This window comes from Phycicoccus jejuensis (assembly GCF_044797865.1).
GTDB classification, from domain to species: Bacteria; Actinomycetota; Actinomycetes; order Actinomycetales; family Dermatophilaceae; genus Phycicoccus; species Phycicoccus jejuensis.
In genome coordinates, this window is sequence record NZ_CP085209.1 from 3,459,058 (window position 1) to 3,476,645 (window position 17,588).

Below are 17,588 nucleotides of genomic sequence, written 5' to 3' on the forward strand. Positions count from 1 at the left end.
TCAGCCCTTGGTCTTCGCCGCGGCCTTGGCCGCCTTCTTGAAGTCGCGGACCTTCTGGAGGGAGTCGGGGTCGACCACGTCGGCCACCGAGCGGAAGGAGCCCGTCTCGGCGTAGGCGCCGCACGCCTCCTGCCAGCCAGCGGGCCGCACCCCCAGCTGCTTGCCGAGCAGGGCCGCGAAGATGCGCGCCTTCTGGTCGCCGAAGCCGGGCAGGGCCTTGAGGCGCGTGACGAGCTCGCGGCCGGTCGAGGCGGTGGTCCACAGGCGCGAGGCGTCGCCGTCGTACTCGTCGCGGACGACGACCGCGAGCGCCTGGATGCGCCCGGCCATCGACCGGCCGTAGCGGTGGACGGCCGGCGGCGTGGCGCAGAGGTCGGCGAAGGCCTCGGGGTCGGCCGCGGCCAGGGCCGCGGGGTCGAGGGTGCCGAAGCGCTCGAGCACCTTGGCCGGACCGGCGAAGGCACGCTCCATCGGGAACTGCTGGTCCAGGAGCATCCCGGTGAGGAGCGCGAAGGGGTCCTCGGAGAGGACGCGGTCGGCGGCGGGGTCCTGGGCGATCGTCAGCGCGGCCATGGGGCCAGCGTAGCCAGCACGTCGGCGACCACGGCGCGCCAGAAGTCCCGCCCGCGCAGGGGTGGGACGGGCACCGCCCCCGGCGTGGTGCCGGGGGCGGTGCGGTCCGCGGTGTGCACGCCGGCCCTCATCGGACGATGGCGTGGACGACCGCCTGCATCTGCTCGCGGTTGGCCGCCTCGCGCTCGACCCGCTGCGCCTCGTGGGCGCGGCGCTCGTGCACGACGCGACGGATCCGCTGCATCCGTCGGTGGTACATGTCGTTCTCCTGTCGGAAGTGCTTGTGTGCGTTGGTGGTCGGGGCCGCGGTCAGGCCGCGACCTCGGTCTTGCGCGGGCGGCCCCGGGGCCGCTTGCGCGCCACGGTGACGCCCTGGACGAAGTACTCGCCACCCCAGACGCCCCACGGCTCGCGCCGCTCGAGCGCGCCGGCGAGGCAGCTGCGGCGCACCGGGCAGGTGCGGCACAGGGCCTTGGCGAACTCGACCCCCTCCGGGGTGTCGGCGAACCAGAGCTCGGCGTCGTTCTCGCGGCAGGGGATGCCCTCGCCGTCGATGACGTCCGGGTCCTGCAGGTCGAGGAGATCGGTCAGCTGCATCGGGGGGTCACCTCCGTTCGTCGAGCGCCGGGTGTGGCGCGGGGTGGTACTGGGCGGGCGGTCGGTGTCGGTCCGGTCGCTCACTGCGGTCATGGCTGCTGGTCCTCGCGTGCTGTGGTGGTCGGTGGAGCGGCGCCCGGGCCGTGCGGGCAAAGAGAAAGGCCGCGGATCCCTGGGGGGATCCGCGGCCTCGAGGTGGCCCTGTCTGGTGGTCAGACGGGGGGTGCCTCGAGGCGTGGGTACACGGATCCCGTGGACGGGACGGCGATGCCGAAGCCGGTGGCCTCACCGGCGACGGCGCGGTCGCGCATGCCGAGGTCGGCAGCGGACACAGTGCGCCCCTGGACCTGACGGAGATCGACCGCGTGGGCGGTGTTGGAGCCGTACCAGACGGTCGTGCCGGTCTCGCGGGCAGCAGCCATCGCCGTGCCGTTCGTCGTCATCGTCTTCTCCATCGGTCCAACCCTCCTTCGCGGTCTCGGTCGTGTCGGTGCCCGGGCGGGCACGCGAGGTGTTGCGAGCAACTGTAGGGGGGCCCGCGGAACCTCGGCAACGGATTAAAACGGGTCGCCCGTGACTGTTCTCCGCACAGCGATCCGAAACCGTTGTGCCTCAGGCGTTCTGGGCCTCGGAAAAAGTTCTGACGAGATCGAGCACGGCCTCGCCGAAGCGCTCCAGCTTGGCCGGGCCGACCCCGGCGATTCGCGAGAGCTCGGCCGCGTCGGCCGGCTCGCGCTCGGCGATCGCCGTGAGCGTGGCGTCCGTGAAGACGACGAACGCCGGCACGTCGAGCTCCTTGGCGGTGGCGAGGCGCCAGGCCCGCAGCTCCTCGAAGAGCTGCTCGTCCATCGTCGGCGGGCAGGCCGTGCACCGGCCGATCGTGCGCTCCTTGGCGGTGGCGAGGCCTCCCCCGCACACGCGGCACGTCGTCGGGAGGGCGGCCCGCTCGCCCCCGCGGACCTTCTTCGCCGACTGCTTCGGCCGGCTGCGGGCCGCCTCGCCGAGCACGGACTCGGTGCCGTCGAGGAAGCGCGAGGGCCGGCGGGTGCCCTTGGCACCGGGCGTGCGGGCGCGGGCGTAGGACAGGACGAGCCGGTCGCGGGCGCGGGTGACGCCGACGTAGAGGAGCCGGCGCTCCTCCTCGATCTCGTCGGGGGTCTCGGCCATCGTGATCGGCATCAGCCCGTCGGAGCAGCCGACGAGGAAGACCGTGCCCCACTCCAGGCCCTTGGCGGCGTGCAGCGACGCGAGGGTGACGCCCTGGACGGTCGGGGCGTGCTGGGCGGCCGCGCGCTCGTCGAGCTCGCGGACGAGGGCGGGCATCCGGGCCTCGGGGTCGGTGGCGGCGAAGGAGTCCGCGAGGGCGGCGAGCGCCGAGAGCGACTCCCACCGCTCGCGCGCGGCTCCGCCGGAGGTCGGCGGCTCGCGGGTCCAGCCGACCCCGAGCAGGACGTCGCGGACGAGGTCGGGCAGCGCCACCTCGCCGTCGTCGCTGCGGGCCGCGCCGCGCAGCAGGACGATCGCCTCGCGCACCTCGCGGCGGGAGAAGAAGCGCTCGCCCCCGCGCACGAGGTAGGGGATGCCGCGCTCGGCCAGCGCCGACTCGTGCATCTCGCTCTGCCCGTTGGTGCGGAAGAGCACGGCGATCTCGGAGGCCGGGTGGCCCGCGTCGAGCAGCCCCCGGATCCGCTCGGCGACCTGGTCGGCCTCGTGCGGGTCGTCGTCGGCGACGAGGAGCTCGGGGACGACGCCGTCCTCGCGCTGGGCGCGCAGCTCGACGGAGCCGGAGCGGCGCCCGCCCCCGGGGCTGCGCAGGACGAGGTTGGCCAGCCCGACGACCTGCGGGGTCGAGCGGTAGTTGCGGACGAGCTCGACGACCCGGGCGTGCGGGTGGCGCGAGCGGAAGCCGAGGAGGTGCGCCGGGGAGGCCCCGGTGAAGGAGTAGATCGTCTGCGCGGGGTCGCCGACGACGCACACGTCCTCGCGCTCGCCGAGCCACAGCTCGAGGAGGGTCTGCTGGAGGCGGTTGACGTCCTGGTACTCGTCGACGACGAAGTGCCGGTACTGCGCCCGCACGGCCCGCGCGACCTGCTCGTGCTCGCCGAGGATGCCGGCGGTCAGGAGCAGGACGTCCTCGAAGTCGATGACGCCGCGCTCGGTCTTGACGCTCTCGTACCCCTCGATGACCCGGGCCATCGCGGTGGCGTCGAGGCCGGCCGGGGGCTCGCGCCGGGCCCGCGTCGCGGCGGCGGCGTAGGTGTCGGAGGTGAGCATCGAGACCTTGGCCCACTCGATCTCGGCGGCGACGTCGCGGACTCCGGCCGAGTTGAGGCCGAGGCGCAGGCGGCCGCCGGTCTCGGCGACGGCGCTCGCCTTGTGCGGCATCACCTCGGGGGCGGCGCCGCCGATGGCCTGCGGCCAGAAGTAGTGCAGCTGCCGCAGCGCCGCGGCGTGGAAGGTGCGCGCCTGGACCCCGCCGACCCCGAGGTCGCGCAGCCGGGTGCGCATCTCTCCGGCGGCGCGGGCGGTGAAGGTGACCGCCAGGACGCGCTGCGGCTGGTAGGCCCCGGACAGCACGCCGTACGCGATGCGGTGGGTGATGGCGCGCGTCTTGCCGGTGCCCGCGCCGGCGAGCACCGCCATCGGCCCGAGGGGGTGCGAGGCGACCTCGCGCTGCTCGGGGTCGAGCGCGTCGAGGACGTCGTCGGCGCCGGGGTGCACGGGGAGGATCGTCATCGGGGTCGATCCTAGGTCTCGCCCCCGACGCTCCCCCGGGCCGGGCGACGCCCGCGTCGGGAAGGACCCGGGGGCCCCCGCTGTTGACGTGGTCATGAGCGCTCCCGCGAACCCGGCCCCCGGCACCGTCACGATGTTCACGACCACCTGGTGCGGCTACTGCCGCCGCCTGAAGTCCCAGATGGAGCGCGAGGGCATCGAGTTCACCGAGGTCGACATCGAGCGCAAGCCCGACGCCGCGGACTTCGTCATGCTCGTCAACGGGGGCAACCAGACCGTGCCGACGGTCCTCTTCCCCGACGGCACCGCCGCCACCAACCCCTCGCTCGCCGAGGTCCGCAGCCGCCTCGGCTGAGCGGACGCCGGCGGCTCAGCGCATCGAGGTGACCTCCGGCGCCTCGATCGGGCCGCCGTACCAGTGCTCGACGATGCGCCGGGCGATGGACACCCGGCCCGGCACCGCGACCGAGCCGTCGGCCACCGCCGCCGCGAGCTCCTCGCGGGTGAACCAGCGGGCCGCGGCGATCTCGTCCTCCTGCAGGCGCAGGTCGGTGCCCCGTGCGTGGGCGGTGAAGCCGACCATGAGCGAGGACGGGAAGGGCCACGGCTGGTCCCCGAGGTAGCGCACGTCGTCGACCTCCACGCCGACCTCCTCCGCCACCTCGCGGGCGACGGCGCCGGCCAGGGTCTCCCCCGGCTCGACGAACCCGGCGAGCACCGACATCCCGCGGGTGCGGAAGCCGCGCCCGCGGGCCAGGAGCAGCCGGTCGTCGTCGTCGACGACGGCCATGATGACCGCGGCGTCGGTGCGCGGGTAGTGCTCGCTGCCGTCGGCGACGCAGCGCCGCACCCAGCCGGCCTGCACGGGACGGGTGCGCGACCCGCAGCGCGGGCAGAAGCCGTGCACCCGGTGCCAGTTGGCGAGGGCGAGGGTGGAGGCGAACAGGGCCGCCCCGAGGTCGTCGACGTGGGCGCCGACCTCGCGCAGCGTCGCCGTGCCCGGGTCCGGCTCGACCTCGTCCGCGGCGTCCGGCCCGTCCTCGACCACGCCGACGTACTGCGCCCCCTCGTGCTCGCCGAGGTAGACCACGAGGTGCCCGGCGTCGGACGCGACCGGGGGCCGGGTCACGACGCGGACGACGCCGTCGTCGTCGGTCGTCACCGGGACCCGGTCACCGCACAGGTGCACGACGCGCGTCGCCGGGTCCGCGAGCAGGCGGGGCGTCAGGTCGGGGTCGCCGCGTCGCTCCGCGTGCCGGTCGAGGGTGCGCCGGGTGAGGGCGACGTCGGGAAGAGTTCGCTCGGCACGGGCCACCCTCCCAGCCTAGGTGGCGGGCACGGCCTACCGTGGGGCACGTGGACCGCAGCCCCGCACAGCTCGCCGCCCTGGCCAGTGCCGCCGTCCCGGGCCTGGACCCGGTGAGCGTCGAGGCACTCCCCTCCCTCCCCGGGCAGGCCTTCGACGTCGCCTTCGTCGAGGACCAGGAGCACCGCCGCTGGGTGGTGCGCGTCCCCCGCACCGAGGTCGCGGGCGCCGAGATGGACCGCTCCGTCGCGCTGCTCGGCCTGCTCGCGCGCCGTCTGCCGTTCGCCGTGCCCGCGCCGCGTGGCTTCGTCGACCTCGGCACCGGCGGACGGGCGGCCGTCTACCCCTACCTGCCGGGGCACGCACTCGACCTCTCCGCCCTGCCGCACGGGCCGGGGCTGGCGGCCGAGCTCGGCCGCGCGATCGGCGCGCTGCACAACACCGACCCCGCGCTCTTCGAGGAGGCCGGGCTGCCGGCCTACGACGCCGACGCCTACCGCACCCGCCGCCTCGCGGAGCTCGACCGGGCCGCCGAGACCGGCCGGGTCCCGACGACCCTCCTGACCCGCTGGGAGGAGGCCCTCGAGGACGTCGCCCTGTGGCGCTTCGCCGCGACCCCCACCCACGGCGACCTCGGTGGCGAGGAGGTCCTCGCCGTCTTCGACGACCCGCACGACGCGGCCTCCGGGCGGGTCAAGGCGATGACCGGCTGGGAGGACGCCCAGGTCGCCGACCCGGCCGACGACTTCGCCGCGCTCGTCGCCGAGGCCTCGCCGGAGGCCGTCGACACCGTGCTCGAGGCCTACGCCCACGTGCGGGTCGAGCGACCCGACGTCAACCTGCTCGTGCGGGCCCGGCTCGGCGCCGAGCTGCGGATGCTCGGCCGCCTCATGGCCGCGCTCGCCCGCAAGGACGTGCCCGCGGTCGAGGTGCTCTCGACGCAGCTGCGCCGGCTCGACGACGCCGTCCACGTGGCGATGGAGCGCGGTGAGGACGACTACCGCCGCACCTCGCTCGCCCCCGTGACCCCGCGCTCGCGCCCCGCTCCGCCGCCGGCGCTCGTCGTCGACGACGACGAGGAGGACGAGCTGCCGGAGGTCACTGCCGAGGCCGACGAGGTCACGGACGACGCCGACCAGGTCACGGACGACGCCGACGAGGTCCGCGAGCCGCGGCGAGAGCTCGGCTGAGCTCGGCCTCGTCCGGCAGGTCGGGCCACACGGTCTCGCCGGTCGCCGCGTGGAAGAAGGCGCCGCGCACCCGCAGCGGGTCGACCCCGCGCAGCCGCGACCACGCGAGGCGGTAGGCGCCGAGCTGCACCGCGCGGGCCCGGGCCCGCGCGCCGGTGGCCGGCTGCCCGGTCTTCCAGTCGACGACCGTCCACTCGGGCTCGCCGTCGGCGCCCCGCCCGGCGAACACGGCGTCGATGCGCCCGCGGACGGCGATGCCGTCGATGACCGTCTCGACGCTCGTCTCGACCTCGAGCGGGGTGCGCCCGGCCCACTCGGACGCGAGGAAGGCCTCCCGGAGCGCGTCGAGGTCCTCGCTGCCGCCGTCGTCGTCGGCGAACCCCGGCAGCATGTCGACGTCGACGATGGCCGCCCGCGCGTAGTGCTCCTCGACCCACGCGTGGAAGGCCGTGCCCCGGCGCGCCGCGAGCGCCGGCGGCTGCGGCATCGGGCGGCGCAGCCGGCTCGTGTAGGCCTCGGCGTCCTCGGCGAGCGAGACCAGGGCCGAGGTCGAGAGGTGGGCCGGCAGGACGACGTCGACGTCGGCGCCGTCGCGGCGGCGTCCGCGCTCGTCGAGGAGCATCCGGACCTCGGCGTCCCACGGGCCGGCGCCGGTGGCGGGCTCGGGATCGGCGGCGGCCGCGACCACCTCGCGGGCCGGGCCGAGCAGCAGGTCGCGGCGGGCGACGTGGTCGGGGGTCGGCCAGGGCACGCTCACCGCCTGCGCCGTGCGCGGGTTCTGCGGCTTGGGGTCGTCGGTGGGCGGCAGCTCCGCCCACGGCCCCGGGGCGACCCCCTCGAGGACCCGCACCTCCTCGAGGAAGCGCGAGGTGACGCGCGGGGACGCGGCCGAGCCCCAGACGTGGGCGGTGAGCAGGAGGTCGAGGCGGGCGCGCGTCGTCGCGACGTACGCGAGGCGGCGCTCCTCGGCGATGCCGTGGTCGGCCGAGGCGGCCGTGAAGCGGGCGAGGGCCTCAGCGGCGCTCTCCCAGTCGTGGCCGTCGGCCCAGCCGAAGCGGGGCAGGCCGTCGCGGTCACCCCGCAGGTCGTGCGGCAGCGCGGCGAGGCCGACGAGCCACGCCTTGTCGTTCGGGTCGCCGTGGCCCCACGCGTCGCCGACCGGTCGGCTCTGGGTGGCCGAGTGCGCCGGGAACGAGGACTCGACGAGGCCGGGCACGGCGACGACGTCCCACTCCAGCCCCTTGGCCGCGTGGACGGTCATGACCTGGACGGCGTCCGGCCGGGCCTCGACCCAGCCGAGGTCGAGGCCGCGCTCCTCGTCGACGGCCGCCTCGAGCCAGGCGAGGAAGCCGCCGAGCCCCGGCCGGTCGGCGCTCGCGGCGAAGGTGGCCGCGACGTCGGCGAAGGCGTCGAGGTGCGCCCGGGCCGCACCGGTCGAGTACCCCGGCCGGGCGAGGACCTCGATGTCGAGGCCGAGCGCGACCTCGGCCTCCGCGACGAGCTCGGGCAGGCCGAGGCCGGTCAGGCCGCGCAGCCGGCGCACGCACGCGCCGAGGCCGGTCAGCCGGGCCAGCGCGGCGGGGCCGAGGCGCTGCCCCTCCTCCCCCACCCAGTCGGGCGGCGGCAGCGCGTCGAGCGCCTCGACGATGCTCGCCTCGTCGGCGGCGTCGGGGGCGAGGTCGGCGCCGCGCTCGGGACGGTGGCGTCCCTGGCGGACGCGGGCCCACTCGCCGAGCCCGTCGAGGTCGGCCGCGCCGAGCCGGCAGGAGGGGCCGGTGAGCAGGCGCATCAGCCGGTCGCCGCGGGTGGGGTCGGCGACGACGTGGAGGAGCGCGACGAGGTCGGCGACCTCGGGCGTGTGCAGCAGCCCGCCGAGGCCGACGACCTCGTGGGGCACCCCGGCCTCCTCGAGCGCCTCGACGACCGGGTCGAACTGGGATCGCTTGCGGCACAGGATGGCTGCGGTCCGGCGTCCGGGCCGGGCCATCCGCGCGCGCAGCCAGCCGACGACGTGGGCGGCCTCGTCCTCGAGCGTGCCGAGGCGGGCGACGGCGACGTGGCCGGGCCCGGCTCCGGGGCGCTCGACGAGCCGCTGGACGGGGACGCGGGTGGTCGACGCGAGGGGGGCGGCGACGACGTTGGCGGCGGCGAGGACGGCCCGGTCGTTGCGCCAGCTCGTCGAGAGGTGCAGGACCTCGGCGGGGGCCGGGTCGCGGAAGTCGGAGCGGAAGCGGTCGAGGGTCGTCGAGGAGGCGCCGCGCCATCCGTAGATCGACTGGTGGGGGTCGCCGACGGCGGTGACGGGGACCGGCTCGCCGGGGGCGACGAACAGGGCCCGCAGCAGCTGCAGCTGCGCCTCCGAGGTGTCCTGGAACTCGTCGAGGAGGACGGCCCGGAAGCCCTGCCGCTCGGCGGCGCCCACCTCGGGCACGGTGAGGGCGAGCCGGGCGGCGAGCGCCACCTGGTCGGAGAAGTCCATCGCGTCCCGGGAGCGCTTGAGGGCGTGGTAGGCCTCGACGAGGGGGACGACGGCGGCCCGGGCGCGCAGGACGTCGACGGTGTCGCGCATCGGGTTGGTGCGCCTGCGCGAGCCGTCCGGCTTGGTCAGCGCGTCGAGGGCGTCGACGACCTCCGCGAGGTGCTCGGCGACCTGCCGGGGCTCGACGAGGTGCTCGGCCATCTCGCCGGCGAGGTCGACGACGGCGGTCGTGACGGTGGACTCCGCCTTGTCGACGGCGTCCATCGGCCCGTCCCAGGCGACGACGGCCTCGTGCGCGAACTGCCACGCCGCGGCCTCGGTGAGCAGCCGGCTCTCGGGCTCGACCCCGAGGCGCAGGCCGTGCTCGCGGACGATGCGCCCGGCGTACGCGTGGTAGGTCGAGACGGTCGGGGTGTCGTCGAGGACCGCGGCGCCGGCCTCCGGCGCGGGGGTCCAGAGCCCGGCCTCGCGCAGCGTCGTCAGGCGCGCCGCGAGCCGCTCGGACAGCTCGCCGGCCGCCTTGCGGGTGAAGGTCAGCCCGAGCACCTCGTCGGGCTGCACGAGCCCGTTGGCGACGAGCCAGACGACGCGGGCGGCCATCGTCTCGGTCTTGCCCGAGCCCGCACCGGCGACGACGAGCAGCGGCCGCAGCGGCGCCTCGATGACCGCCGCCTGCTCGGGCGTCGGGGCGTACGACTGGCCGAGGGCCTCGGCCAGCGCGACGGCACTCCACCGTGGGGGCGCCTGTGCTGCAGCAAGGTCGGTGGTCGTCACAGGCGTCTCCCCTCCGGCTGTGCCGGGCAGGAGTCCTTGACCTGGCAGGTGCCGCACACGTCGCGCGAGGGGGTCGCGACGACGGTGGCGGCGGCCATCCCGTCGGCGGTGCGCAGGACGAGGTCGCGGGCCCACGTCGGCTCGGGGTCGGCGCTCAACGGTGCCTGCACCTGGAGCGTCGTCGAGCGGTTCGCCGCCCGCCCGAGCTGGAGCAGGGCCGCGCCGCCGGACCCCGTGCCGTGCGCGGCGAAGGCGCCCTCCTCGACGGCGAGCTGGTAGGCCCCGAGCTGGCCGTTGCGCGCCAGCTCGTCCTTGGTCGGCTTGCGCGACCCGGTCTTGAGGTCGATGACGCGCACGGCTCCCCCGGGCCCGATCTCGATGCGGTCGACGGTGCCGGCGACGACCGCCCGGCCGAGCGCGACCCGCATCCGCTCCTCGGACGCGGCCCGGCGCCAGCCCTCGGCGCTCGCCTCGCGGTGGTAGCTGGCCAGCCGCGCGGTCATCTCGCGGGCCCGGCCGAGGTCGCGGCGCGAGAGCCATCCGGGCGGCAGGCCGAGCCGCCCCCAGCGCGCCTCGAGCTCGGCGGCGTAGGTCGCGGCGTCGACGTCGCCGAGGTCGTGGGCGACCTCGTGGACGAGGGTGCCGATGTCCTGGGCGCCCATCGAGGGGCCGTCGCCGCCGCTCGTGCGCAGCAGCCACTGGAGGCCGCACTGCCCGAACCGGTCGATCGTCGACGGCGAGACCCGGACCGGGGCGTCGTCGGTGCGACGCGGGCGGTCGTCGGTGGTGGCGCGCAGGGCCCACCACTGGGCGGGGTCGGCGCCGGGGACACCGGCGCGGGCGAGCCGGCCGAGCGTCGTGACGGCGGCGCCGCGCAGGGCGGGGTCGTGGTCGACGAGCGCGCGCCGCAGCTCGGCGACGAGGCCGGGGAGGGTGAGGGGACGCGGGACGTCGGTGAGGGGGCGGGCGTCGGGGCGGGGGTCGACGACGTCGAGGTAGGGCGAGGGCTGCTCGTCCTCGCTGCGGACGGCGGTGACGACGAGGCGGTGACGCGCCCGGGTGGCGGCGACGTGGAACAGGCGCGTCTCGTCGTGGGCGACCTGGGTGCGCGCGGCGCGGGGCGAGGGGTCGCGGCCGGTGACGACGTCGACGAGGTCGGTGGAGCGCAGCATCGAGCCGCGCAGCCGGAGGTCGGGCCAGGCCCCCTCCTGCACCCCGGCGACGACGACGAGGTCCCACTCGAGCCCGGCGGCCGCGGCGGGGGTGAGCAGCGCGACAGCCTCACCGGTGGCGGCCCGCGCCGCGAGGGTGTCGCCGGCGACCTCCTGCCCGCGCAGGTGCTCGAGGAAGTCCGCGGGCCGGGCGCCCGGGAGCCGGTCGACGTACCGGGCGGCGGCGTCGAAGAGCCCGATGAGCGCGTCGAGGTCGCGGTCGGCGCGCTGCCCGGCCGGCCCCCCGGCCAGCGCCGCCTCGCGCCACGCGTCCGCGAGGCCGGCAGCCGACCACATCGCCCAGAGGACCTCCTCGACCCCGAGGCCGTCGCGCAGCGCCGCGACCCCGGCGGCGAGGACGCGGTGCACGCGACGGGCCGGGCGCGCCTCGGGGCCGACGTGGTCGAGAGCGGCCGGCGTGAGCACCGCCTCGGCGAGGAGCACGTCGCTCGTCCGCCCGCCCCCGCTGTCGAGCTCGAGCCGGCGCAGCGACCGCCGCAGGCGGCGCAGGCCCACGGCGTCGGCCCCGCCGAGGGGGGAGGAGAGCACGTCGACGACGGTGTCGGGGTCGAGCTCGTCGGCGCCGGCCACCACCTCGAGGGCGCAGGCGAGCAGGGTGAGCAGCGGCCGGACGGCCACCTCGTCGCGGACGGGGAGCTCGGCCGTCGCGGTGTCGACGGGGACCCCGGAGGAACGCAGGACGCGTCGCAGCGAGGCCGTCCGGGAGCCGCCGCGCACGACGACGGCCATCCGGGACCACGGCACGCCGTGCAGCAGGTGGGCCTCGCGCAGCAGCCCCGCGACGAAGGCGGACTCCTGGGCACCGGTGCGCAGCAGGTGCGCCTCGACCGCGCCCTCGCCGGCCACGGGCTCGGGCGCCCGGTGGGCGGCTCCGCCGACGACGCCGACGTGCGCGACGACCCGCCCGGCGGCGCGGACCACCGGCGCGGTGCAGCGGTGACCCGTCCGCAGGACGTGCGTCGCGGCGTCCGGCCAGGCTATGACGAAGAGGCGGGGGTCGGCGCCGCGGAAGGTCTGGGTCGCGGCGTCGGGGTCGCCGGTGAGGACCACCGGGACGCCGCTGTCGCGGGTGAGCACGGTGACCAGCCGGACCGCGGCCGGTGTCAGCTCCTGGGCGTCGTCGACGACGACGAGGCGCAGGCGGGAGCGCATCCGCCTCAGCGCCTCGCTGTCCTCCTCGAGGAGGTCGGCGGCGGCGGTGAGGACGGTCGCGGGGTCCCATGCCCCGGGGGCGGACAGCGCAGTGACGTCCTCGTACTCGGCGAGGACGGCGGCGCCGGCGACCCACTCGGGGACGCCGTGCTCGCGGCCGAGGCGCTCGAGGTCGGGCGGGGTGAGGCCGAGCTCGAGGGCACGCATCAGCAGGTCGCGCAGCTCGGCCCGGAAGCCGCGGGTGGCCAGCGCGGGGAGCACCGACCGCGGCCACGGCGGGGTGGGGGCCGAGCCGGTGGCGTGTCCGGCGAGGAGCTCGCGGAGGATGACGTCCTGCTCGGGGCCGCTCAGCAGGCGGGGCGCCGGGTCCCCGGCCAGGGCGGCCGCCTCGCGCAGGACGCCGAAGCCGAAGGACTGATGGGTGCGCGCGAGCGGGGTCGACGTGGTGCCGCCGAGCCGGGCCGTGACGACGTCGCGCAGGCGGGCGGCCGCGAGGCGGGTCGGGGCGAGCAGCAGGCAGGAGTCGGCGGGGGCCCCGTCGCGGACGGCGCGCACCACGCGCTCGACCGCGACCGTGCTCGTCCCCGTGCCCGGCGCCCCGAGGACGCGGACCACGAGGTCGTCGGCGTCGACCGCCGCCTGCTGCTGCGGGTCGAGGGCCGGCTCGGCCACCGAGGCGGTGGCGGGGCGGCGGAGGACGAGCACGTCGCGATTCCACCACGTCCGACCGACACCGGCTCGGCCGGGCGTCCTGCGGGAAACCGTGTTGCCGGTGGCCGCCGACGGACCTGGCGTCGGCGCGTCACCGACGACGGGGAGGATCCCGGATGACCCTGCACCTCGAGGCCCTGGTCGTCGACGCGGCGGACCCGGTGGCCCTCGCCCGGTTCTGGGCCGGAGTCCTCGGTTGGACGACCGCCGAGGACCGCCCCGGTGCGGTCACCGTGGTCCCGTCCGACCCGGCGTGCGTCGCCCTCCGGTTCCGGGCCGCGGCCGCGCCGTCCGGGGCGAGCCGTCACCACCTCCACGTCACGAGCACCTCGACCGACGACATGGCCGCGACGGTCGAGCGGGTCCTCGCGCTCGGCGGCCGACACCTCGACGTGGGGCAGCAGCCGGACGAGGAGCACGTCGTCCTCGCGGACCCCGAGGGCAACGCGCTGTGCGTCATCCCGCCGTGGAACCGCTTCCTCGCGGGCACCGGGCTGCTCGGCGAGGTCGCCGGGGACGGTGGTCGGGCGACCGGCGTGTTCTGGAGCGAGGCGCTGGGCTGGCCTCTGGTGTGGGACGAGGACGACGAGACGGCGGTCCAGTCGCCGGCCGGCGGCACGAAGGTCGCGTGGGGTGGCGGCCCGGTGGCTCCGAAGGACGGGGTGAGCCGCACCCGGATGGAGGTCGTCGCTGCGGCGGGCACCGACCTCGCCGATGCCGTCGCCGAGCTCGAACGTCTGGGCGCTGTCCGTGTGGATACCGTTCTCGCTGAGGGCGACTCGGTCACCCTGGTCGACCCGTCCGGCACCGAGCTCGTCGTCCTGTCGCCCCGCTGACGCCCCGGGCTCAGCCGGTCGTGCGGTGCTGGGGTTCGGTGGTGCGGGTGGCGCCGTCGGGGCCGTGCCAGGTGACGGTGCCGTCGGGGGCGAGGTGGGGTCGCCACCGGCCTTGCTGCTTGAGGCGGTGGTGGCGCCGGCAGAGGTCCTCCAGCCCGGTGGGGGTGGTCGCACCAAGAGGCCATGGCCGGACGTGGTCGAGGTCGCAGTGTGCGGCGGGTCTGGTGCAGCCCCACATCCGGCACGTCCCGTCCCTCGTCTTGACGAACTCGCTGATCGCCGTCGGTGGCCTGTACGCGGCAGTCGTGAGGGAGGCCAGGGTCCCGGTGTCGGCCTCGAGCACGGCGCGGGCCACCTCGAACGGCAGCAGCTTGAGGAGGTTGGCGAGGGTGGCGGGGTCGACCCAGCCCAGACCCGGCAGCTGAGTCCCGGACACCGCGTACCCCGACGACACCACCGCCTGCTTCACGCTGAGGTCGCCGTCGAGCTCGGCCGGCTCCGCCAACCACGACAGCGCTTCCCGGCTGGCCGCGTCCAGGTCCCCGTAGCGCGTCTCCAGTCCGGTCACCGCGTCGATGACCGTCTCGTCGTCGTCCCACTCCATCCGGAACCTCGTCCCACACTGCTCCTCGGGCGCCGGCCGGTCGGTCACCACGGGCACCCCGAGGGTGACCTGGGCGCTGACCTTGACGTTGCACAGCACGAGGTCGGCCAGCGCGTCCGCCCGCGACTCCGGCACCGACAGCGCGCCGTCGCTCTGCCGGTAGCCCCCGGCCAGCTCCTCCACCGCCGCCCACATCGCGCTCGAGGTCGCCGTCGGCAGGGAGGCGAACCAGTCGCTCAGCCCGTCCTCCCCGGGCCGGACCTCCACGCACCGGCCCCGCTTCCGCAGCGCCACGTGCGCCGCGACCTGGTCCGCCGCCACCCGCGTCGCGACCCGCCGCGCCTCACCCGCGACCCGCGCCGGGTCCATCCCCGCCAGCCGGGGCGCCAGCGCCGCATCCACCTGCCCGCAGGCCTCGGCGTCCAGACCGGCGCACGCGTCGACGACCTTGTGCACGTTCACCACGGCCACCTCGCCCGCGACGAGCAGCTCGCGCACCCGCGGGAACCGCTCACCCAGCGCCGCACCCAACGCCGCCTTCCGGCCCGCCACCCCCTCGGTCAGCCCCGTCGCGAGCGACATCCGCGTCGAGGCCATCGCGTCGACGAACCCCACCGGATGCACCCGCTCCCACGACCCGGACCGCACCGTCGTCTCCACCCTGGCGCCCCACGCCCCCGCCACCGCCGTGGCCCCCTCGGCCGCGTTCACGACACCCTGCAGCTCCCCGGCGAGCGCGAACGCCTCCTCCGGCGACAGGCCGTGACCCTGCTCGACCAGCTCACGACCCAGCCGCGCGCACTCCTCGCGCAGACCCGCGATGCGGCGGGAGAGGGTCTCGGTGTCCATGCCTCAGTGTACCGAACACGTGTTCGACAGACAAGGGTCCCAAGAGCATTGTGGACAACCAATCGAGCTCGCGCACAGCAGGATCCCGCACCGAGCAACCGTGCTCACACCGCCCGGATCAGAGGAGGCGCAGCGTCTCGGGGTCGTCGGTGCCGCCGAAGTACTGCTCGAGCGCCGCCCGGAAGGGCGTGTCCTCTCCCGGACCGGAAGCCACCGCGAACAGGGTCATCGAGGAGCGCAGCTTGACGGCGTCGATGCCGCCGAGGACCGCCTCGGCGTCCGACCCCGGCAGCGCGAGCAGGGCCTCGACGCACTCGTGCAGCCGCGGCCCCAGCACCGGGTGGGCGAGGTACTCGCGGGCCTCCCCCACCCCGCGCACGCCGTAGTGCTGCGCCGTCGCGCTGCGTCCGAGCCCGGCCACCTGGGGCAGGACGAACCACATCCAGTGCGAGCGCTTCCGTCCGGCGCGCAGCTCGGCCAGCGCGGCGGCATACGTCCCGCCCGAGTCCTGGGCCGCGACGAACCGCTCCAGGCCGTCCGCACCGTCACCGGCCACCCTCAGTACCCCGGCACCGACGGGTCGATGTCGCGCGACCACGCGAGGATGCCGCCGGGCACGTCCCACGCGTCGACGCCGCGAGCCCGCAGCAGGTCGACGGCCTCCGCCGAGCGCCCACCGGCCTTGCAGTGCACGACGACCCGGCGCCCGTCACCCCCGGGCACGGACGCCCCGGCACGCACCTCACCGACCGGCAGCAGCACCGAGCCCGGGATGGCCGCGACGTCGCGCTCCCCCGGCTCGCGGACGTCGAGCAGGACGAATTCGGCCCGCCCCGCGTCACGCTCGGCGAGCAGCCGGGCGAGCTCCTCGACCCCGACCTCGGGACGACCCAGCGAGCCATCGTCCGCCAGATCGCCTGCAGCACAGGCATCCTCACGCTGCGTCGCCCACCCGAGCGGACGCGTCGCGTCGGCCGAGGCGCCGCACACCGCGCAGCCCGGGTCGCGCCGGACCGGCACCGCGTCCCACGTCTGGCGCAGCGCGTCGTGGACGAGCAGCCGGCCGACGAGCACCTCCCCCGACCCCGTGACGAGCTTGACCGCCTCGGTCGCCATGACGGACCCCACCGACGCGCACACCGCGCCGAGCACCCCGCCGACCGCGCACGAGGGCACGGCGTCCGGCGGCGGTTGCTGCGGGAAGACGCAGGCGTAGCAGGGGCCCTCGCCGGCCCACCACACCGACACCTGCCCGTCGAACCGGTAGACCGACCCCCAGACGTGCGGGATGCCGAGCCGGGCGCACGCGTCGCCGACGAGGTAGCGCGTCGGGAAGTTGTCGGCGCCGTCGAGGACGAGGTCGTAGTCCGCGAGCACCTCCATCGCCGTCACGGCGTCGAGCCGCTCGCGGTGCCGCACGACGACCGTGTCGGGCGAGATCGCCGCCACGGCGTCCGCGGCGGAGTCGACCTTGGCGCGACCGACGTCGTCGACGCCGTGCACCACCTGGCGCTGGAGGTTGGTCGACTCGACGACGTCGTCGTCGACGACCCCGATCGTGCCGACCCCCGCCGCGGCGAGGTAGAGCAGCGCGGGCGACCCCAGCCCCCCGGCACCGACGACGAGGACGCGCGCGGCGCGCAGGCGGCGCTGGCCGTCGAGCCCGAGGTCGGGCAGGAGGAGGTGGCGGGCGAAGCGGGTCCGCTCTGCGGCGGTGAGCTCGGGCCCGGGCGGCACCAGCGGGGGACGCGCCATACGGCGAACCTAACACCGGCGCGGGGCACAGCCCCCGGCCACGACCTACCCGTCCGTAGGATGACGCGCGACGCCACGACCGGAGGACCCCATGACCAGCACCACGACCCCTCGCAGCTCGCGGATGCCGCGCAGCGAGCGCCGCGCCCAGCTGCTCGAGGCCGCCCAGGCCGTGTTCGTCCAGTCCGGCTACCACGCGGCCGCGATGGACGAGATCGCCGACCGCGCCGGCGTCTCCAAGCCCGTCCTCTATCAGCACTTCCCCGGCAAGCTCGACCTCTACCTGGCCCTCCTCGACACCCACTGCGACACCCTCGAGCAGCTCGTGCGCCGGGCGCTCGGGACCGACGCCGGCGACAACGAGGCCCGCGTCCGCGCGACGGTCGCCGCCTACTTCGACTTCGTGACGCGCGAGGACGCCGCCTTCCGCATGGTCTTCGAGTCCGACCTCACGAGCGTCCCGCAGGTCCGCTCGCGGCTCGACGCCGTCGAGCTCGCCTGTGCCGAGGCCATCGCCGAGGTCATCGCCGAGGACACCGGTGCGGACGACGAGCGGGCGCTCCTCCTCGGCTCTGCCCTCGCCGGGATGGCCCAGGTGGCGGCCCGGCACTGGCTGGCCCAGGACGGCGACATCCCCGAGGCCGAGGCCGCCGCCACGATCAGCACGCTCGCCTGGCGCGGGCTCGGCTCCTTCCCGAAGGTCGGGTCCTGACGACCGCTGCGCTGCGCCCTCGGCGAACACGCCCGAGCACCGGAACAGCCCCGACGCGTCGCGGGTTAGCCTGAGCGCGAGT

Annotated in this window: 15 protein-coding genes; 4 read left to right on the forward strand and 11 right to left on the reverse strand. The window is 76.2% G+C overall.

Annotation, left to right across the window (positions count from 1 at the left end):
* The 5 genes from LG324_RS16430 to LG324_RS16450 all read right to left on the reverse strand — a co-directional run bounded on the left by LG324_RS16430 (window position 1) and on the right by LG324_RS16450 (window position 3,906).
* A complete protein-coding gene (locus tag LG324_RS16430) occupies window positions 1-573 on the reverse strand; it encodes an HhH-GPD-type base excision DNA repair protein (RefSeq protein WP_404349649.1) in 573 nt (190 codons plus the stop codon).
* A gap of 127 nt (window positions 574-700) precedes the next feature.
* A complete protein-coding gene (locus LG324_RS16435; protein ID WP_256437940.1) occupies window positions 701-832 on the reverse strand; it encodes a hypothetical protein in 132 nt (43 codons plus the stop codon).
* Window positions 833-882: 50 nt separating this feature from the next.
* On the reverse strand, window positions 883-1,170 hold the full coding sequence (locus LG324_RS16440; protein WP_030529680.1) for a WhiB family transcriptional regulator: 288 nt from the start codon (window positions 1,168-1,170) through the stop codon (window positions 883-885).
* A gap of 212 nt (window positions 1,171-1,382) precedes the next feature.
* Entirely contained in the window at window positions 1,383-1,625 is a 243-nt protein-coding gene (locus LG324_RS16445) for a hypothetical protein (RefSeq protein ID WP_030529679.1), read from the reverse strand.
* A 157-nt stretch (window positions 1,626-1,782) separates the two neighbouring features.
* The gene (locus tag LG324_RS16450; RefSeq protein ID WP_404349653.1) at window positions 1,783-3,906 is read right to left on the reverse strand and encodes an ATP-dependent DNA helicase UvrD2; all 2,124 of its coding nucleotides are present in this window, start codon (window positions 3,904-3,906) and stop codon (window positions 1,783-1,785) included.
* Window positions 3,907-4,000: 94 nt separating this feature from the next.
* Between LG324_RS16450 and LG324_RS16455 the strand changes: the two genes are divergently transcribed.
* Window positions 4,001-4,261, forward strand: coding sequence for a mycoredoxin (locus LG324_RS16455; RefSeq protein ID WP_030529677.1), 261 nt, complete (start codon window positions 4,001-4,003; stop codon window positions 4,259-4,261).
* Between the two features lie 15 nt (window positions 4,262-4,276).
* Here the strand turns inward: LG324_RS16455 and nudC are convergent, their stop codons facing one another.
* Window positions 4,277-5,221 (reverse strand): NAD(+) diphosphatase, encoded by a 945-nt coding sequence (gene nudC / locus LG324_RS16460; protein ID WP_030529676.1) that lies wholly within the window; start codon window positions 5,219-5,221, stop codon window positions 4,277-4,279.
* 41 nt (window positions 5,222-5,262) lie between these two features.
* Between nudC and LG324_RS16465 the strand changes: the two genes are divergently transcribed.
* Window positions 5,263-6,402, forward strand: coding sequence for a phosphotransferase (locus tag LG324_RS16465; RefSeq protein ID WP_404349657.1), 1,140 nt, complete (start codon window positions 5,263-5,265; stop codon window positions 6,400-6,402).
* Here the strand turns inward: LG324_RS16465 and LG324_RS16470 are convergent.
* Both LG324_RS16470 and LG324_RS16475 read right to left on the reverse strand, forming a co-directional pair.
* Window positions 6,353-9,655 (reverse strand): UvrD-helicase domain-containing protein, encoded by a 3,303-nt coding sequence (locus LG324_RS16470; protein WP_404349659.1) that lies wholly within the window; start codon window positions 9,653-9,655, stop codon window positions 6,353-6,355. The two genes, LG324_RS16465 and LG324_RS16470, sit on opposite strands and share 50 nt — an antisense overlap.
* A complete protein-coding gene (locus tag LG324_RS16475) occupies window positions 9,652-12,744 on the reverse strand; it encodes an ATP-dependent helicase (protein WP_404349661.1) in 3,093 nt (1,030 codons plus the stop codon). Before LG324_RS16475 ends, LG324_RS16470 begins: the two co-directional genes overlap by 4 nt.
* Window positions 12,745-12,866: 122 nt before the next feature.
* On the opposite strand from LG324_RS16475, the gene LG324_RS16480 reads away from it, so the two are divergent.
* Window positions 12,867-13,586 carry a VOC family protein gene (locus LG324_RS16480; RefSeq protein ID WP_404349664.1) on the forward strand — a complete coding sequence of 240 codons (720 nt, stop codon included), beginning with the start codon at window positions 12,867-12,869 and terminating at the stop codon, window positions 13,584-13,586.
* Window positions 13,587-13,596: 10 nt separating this feature from the next.
* Here the strand turns inward: LG324_RS16480 and LG324_RS16485 are convergent, their stop codons facing one another.
* The 3 genes from LG324_RS16485 to moeB form a co-directional block, all read right to left on the reverse strand.
* Complete coding sequence (locus tag LG324_RS16485; RefSeq protein ID WP_404349666.1) at window positions 13,597-15,039, reverse strand: DUF222 domain-containing protein; 1,443 nt, start codon at window positions 15,037-15,039, stop codon at window positions 13,597-13,599.
* Window positions 15,040-15,157: 118 nt separating this feature from the next.
* Complete coding sequence (locus LG324_RS16490; protein WP_404349668.1) at window positions 15,158-15,595, reverse strand: DUF1810 domain-containing protein; 438 nt, start codon at window positions 15,593-15,595, stop codon at window positions 15,158-15,160.
* A gap of 2 nt (window positions 15,596-15,597) precedes the next feature.
* Window positions 15,598-16,794, reverse strand: a complete 1,197-nt coding sequence (moeB, locus tag LG324_RS16495) for a molybdopterin-synthase adenylyltransferase MoeB (RefSeq protein WP_404349670.1) — start codon at window positions 16,792-16,794, stop codon at window positions 15,598-15,600.
* Window positions 16,795-16,885: 91 nt separating this feature from the next.
* On the opposite strand from moeB, the gene LG324_RS16500 reads away from it, so the two are divergent.
* The gene (locus LG324_RS16500) at window positions 16,886-17,506 is read left to right on the forward strand and encodes a TetR/AcrR family transcriptional regulator (protein ID WP_207025348.1); all 621 of its coding nucleotides are present in this window, start codon (window positions 16,886-16,888) and stop codon (window positions 17,504-17,506) included.
* The last annotated feature ends 82 nt before the right edge of the window (window positions 17,507-17,588 follow it).

What these genes read in the sequence shown, in the direction of transcription:
- LG324_RS16430 (WP_404349649.1), bottom strand. Translation starts at nt 573, where the DNA reads ATGGCCGCGCTGACGATCGCCCAGGACCCCGCCGCCGACCGCGTCCTC.
- LG324_RS16435 (WP_256437940.1), bottom strand. Translation starts at nt 832, where the DNA reads ATGTACCACCGACGGATGCAGCGGATCCGTCGCGTCGTGCACGAGCGC.
- LG324_RS16440 (WP_030529680.1), bottom strand. Translation starts at nt 1,170, where the DNA reads ATGCAGCTGACCGATCTCCTCGACCTGCAGGACCCGGACGTCATCGAC.
- LG324_RS16445 (WP_030529679.1), bottom strand. Translation starts at nt 1,625, where the DNA reads ATGGAGAAGACGATGACGACGAACGGCACGGCGATGGCTGCTGCCCGC.
- LG324_RS16450 (WP_404349653.1), bottom strand. Translation starts at nt 3,906, where the DNA reads ATGACGATCCTCCCCGTGCACCCCGGCGCCGACGACGTCCTCGACGCG.
- LG324_RS16455 (WP_030529677.1), top strand. Translation starts at nt 4,001, where the DNA reads ATGAGCGCTCCCGCGAACCCGGCCCCCGGCACCGTCACGATGTTCACG.
- LG324_RS16480 (WP_404349664.1), top strand. Translation starts at nt 12,867, where the DNA reads ATGACCCTGCACCTCGAGGCCCTGGTCGTCGACGCGGCGGACCCGGTG.
- LG324_RS16485 (WP_404349666.1), bottom strand. Translation starts at nt 15,039, where the DNA reads ATGGACACCGAGACCCTCTCCCGCCGCATCGCGGGTCTGCGCGAGGAG.
- moeB (WP_404349670.1), bottom strand. Translation starts at nt 16,794, where the DNA reads ATGGCGCGTCCCCCGCTGGTGCCGCCCGGGCCCGAGCTCACCGCCGCA.
- LG324_RS16500 (WP_207025348.1), top strand. Translation starts at nt 16,886, where the DNA reads ATGACCAGCACCACGACCCCTCGCAGCTCGCGGATGCCGCGCAGCGAG.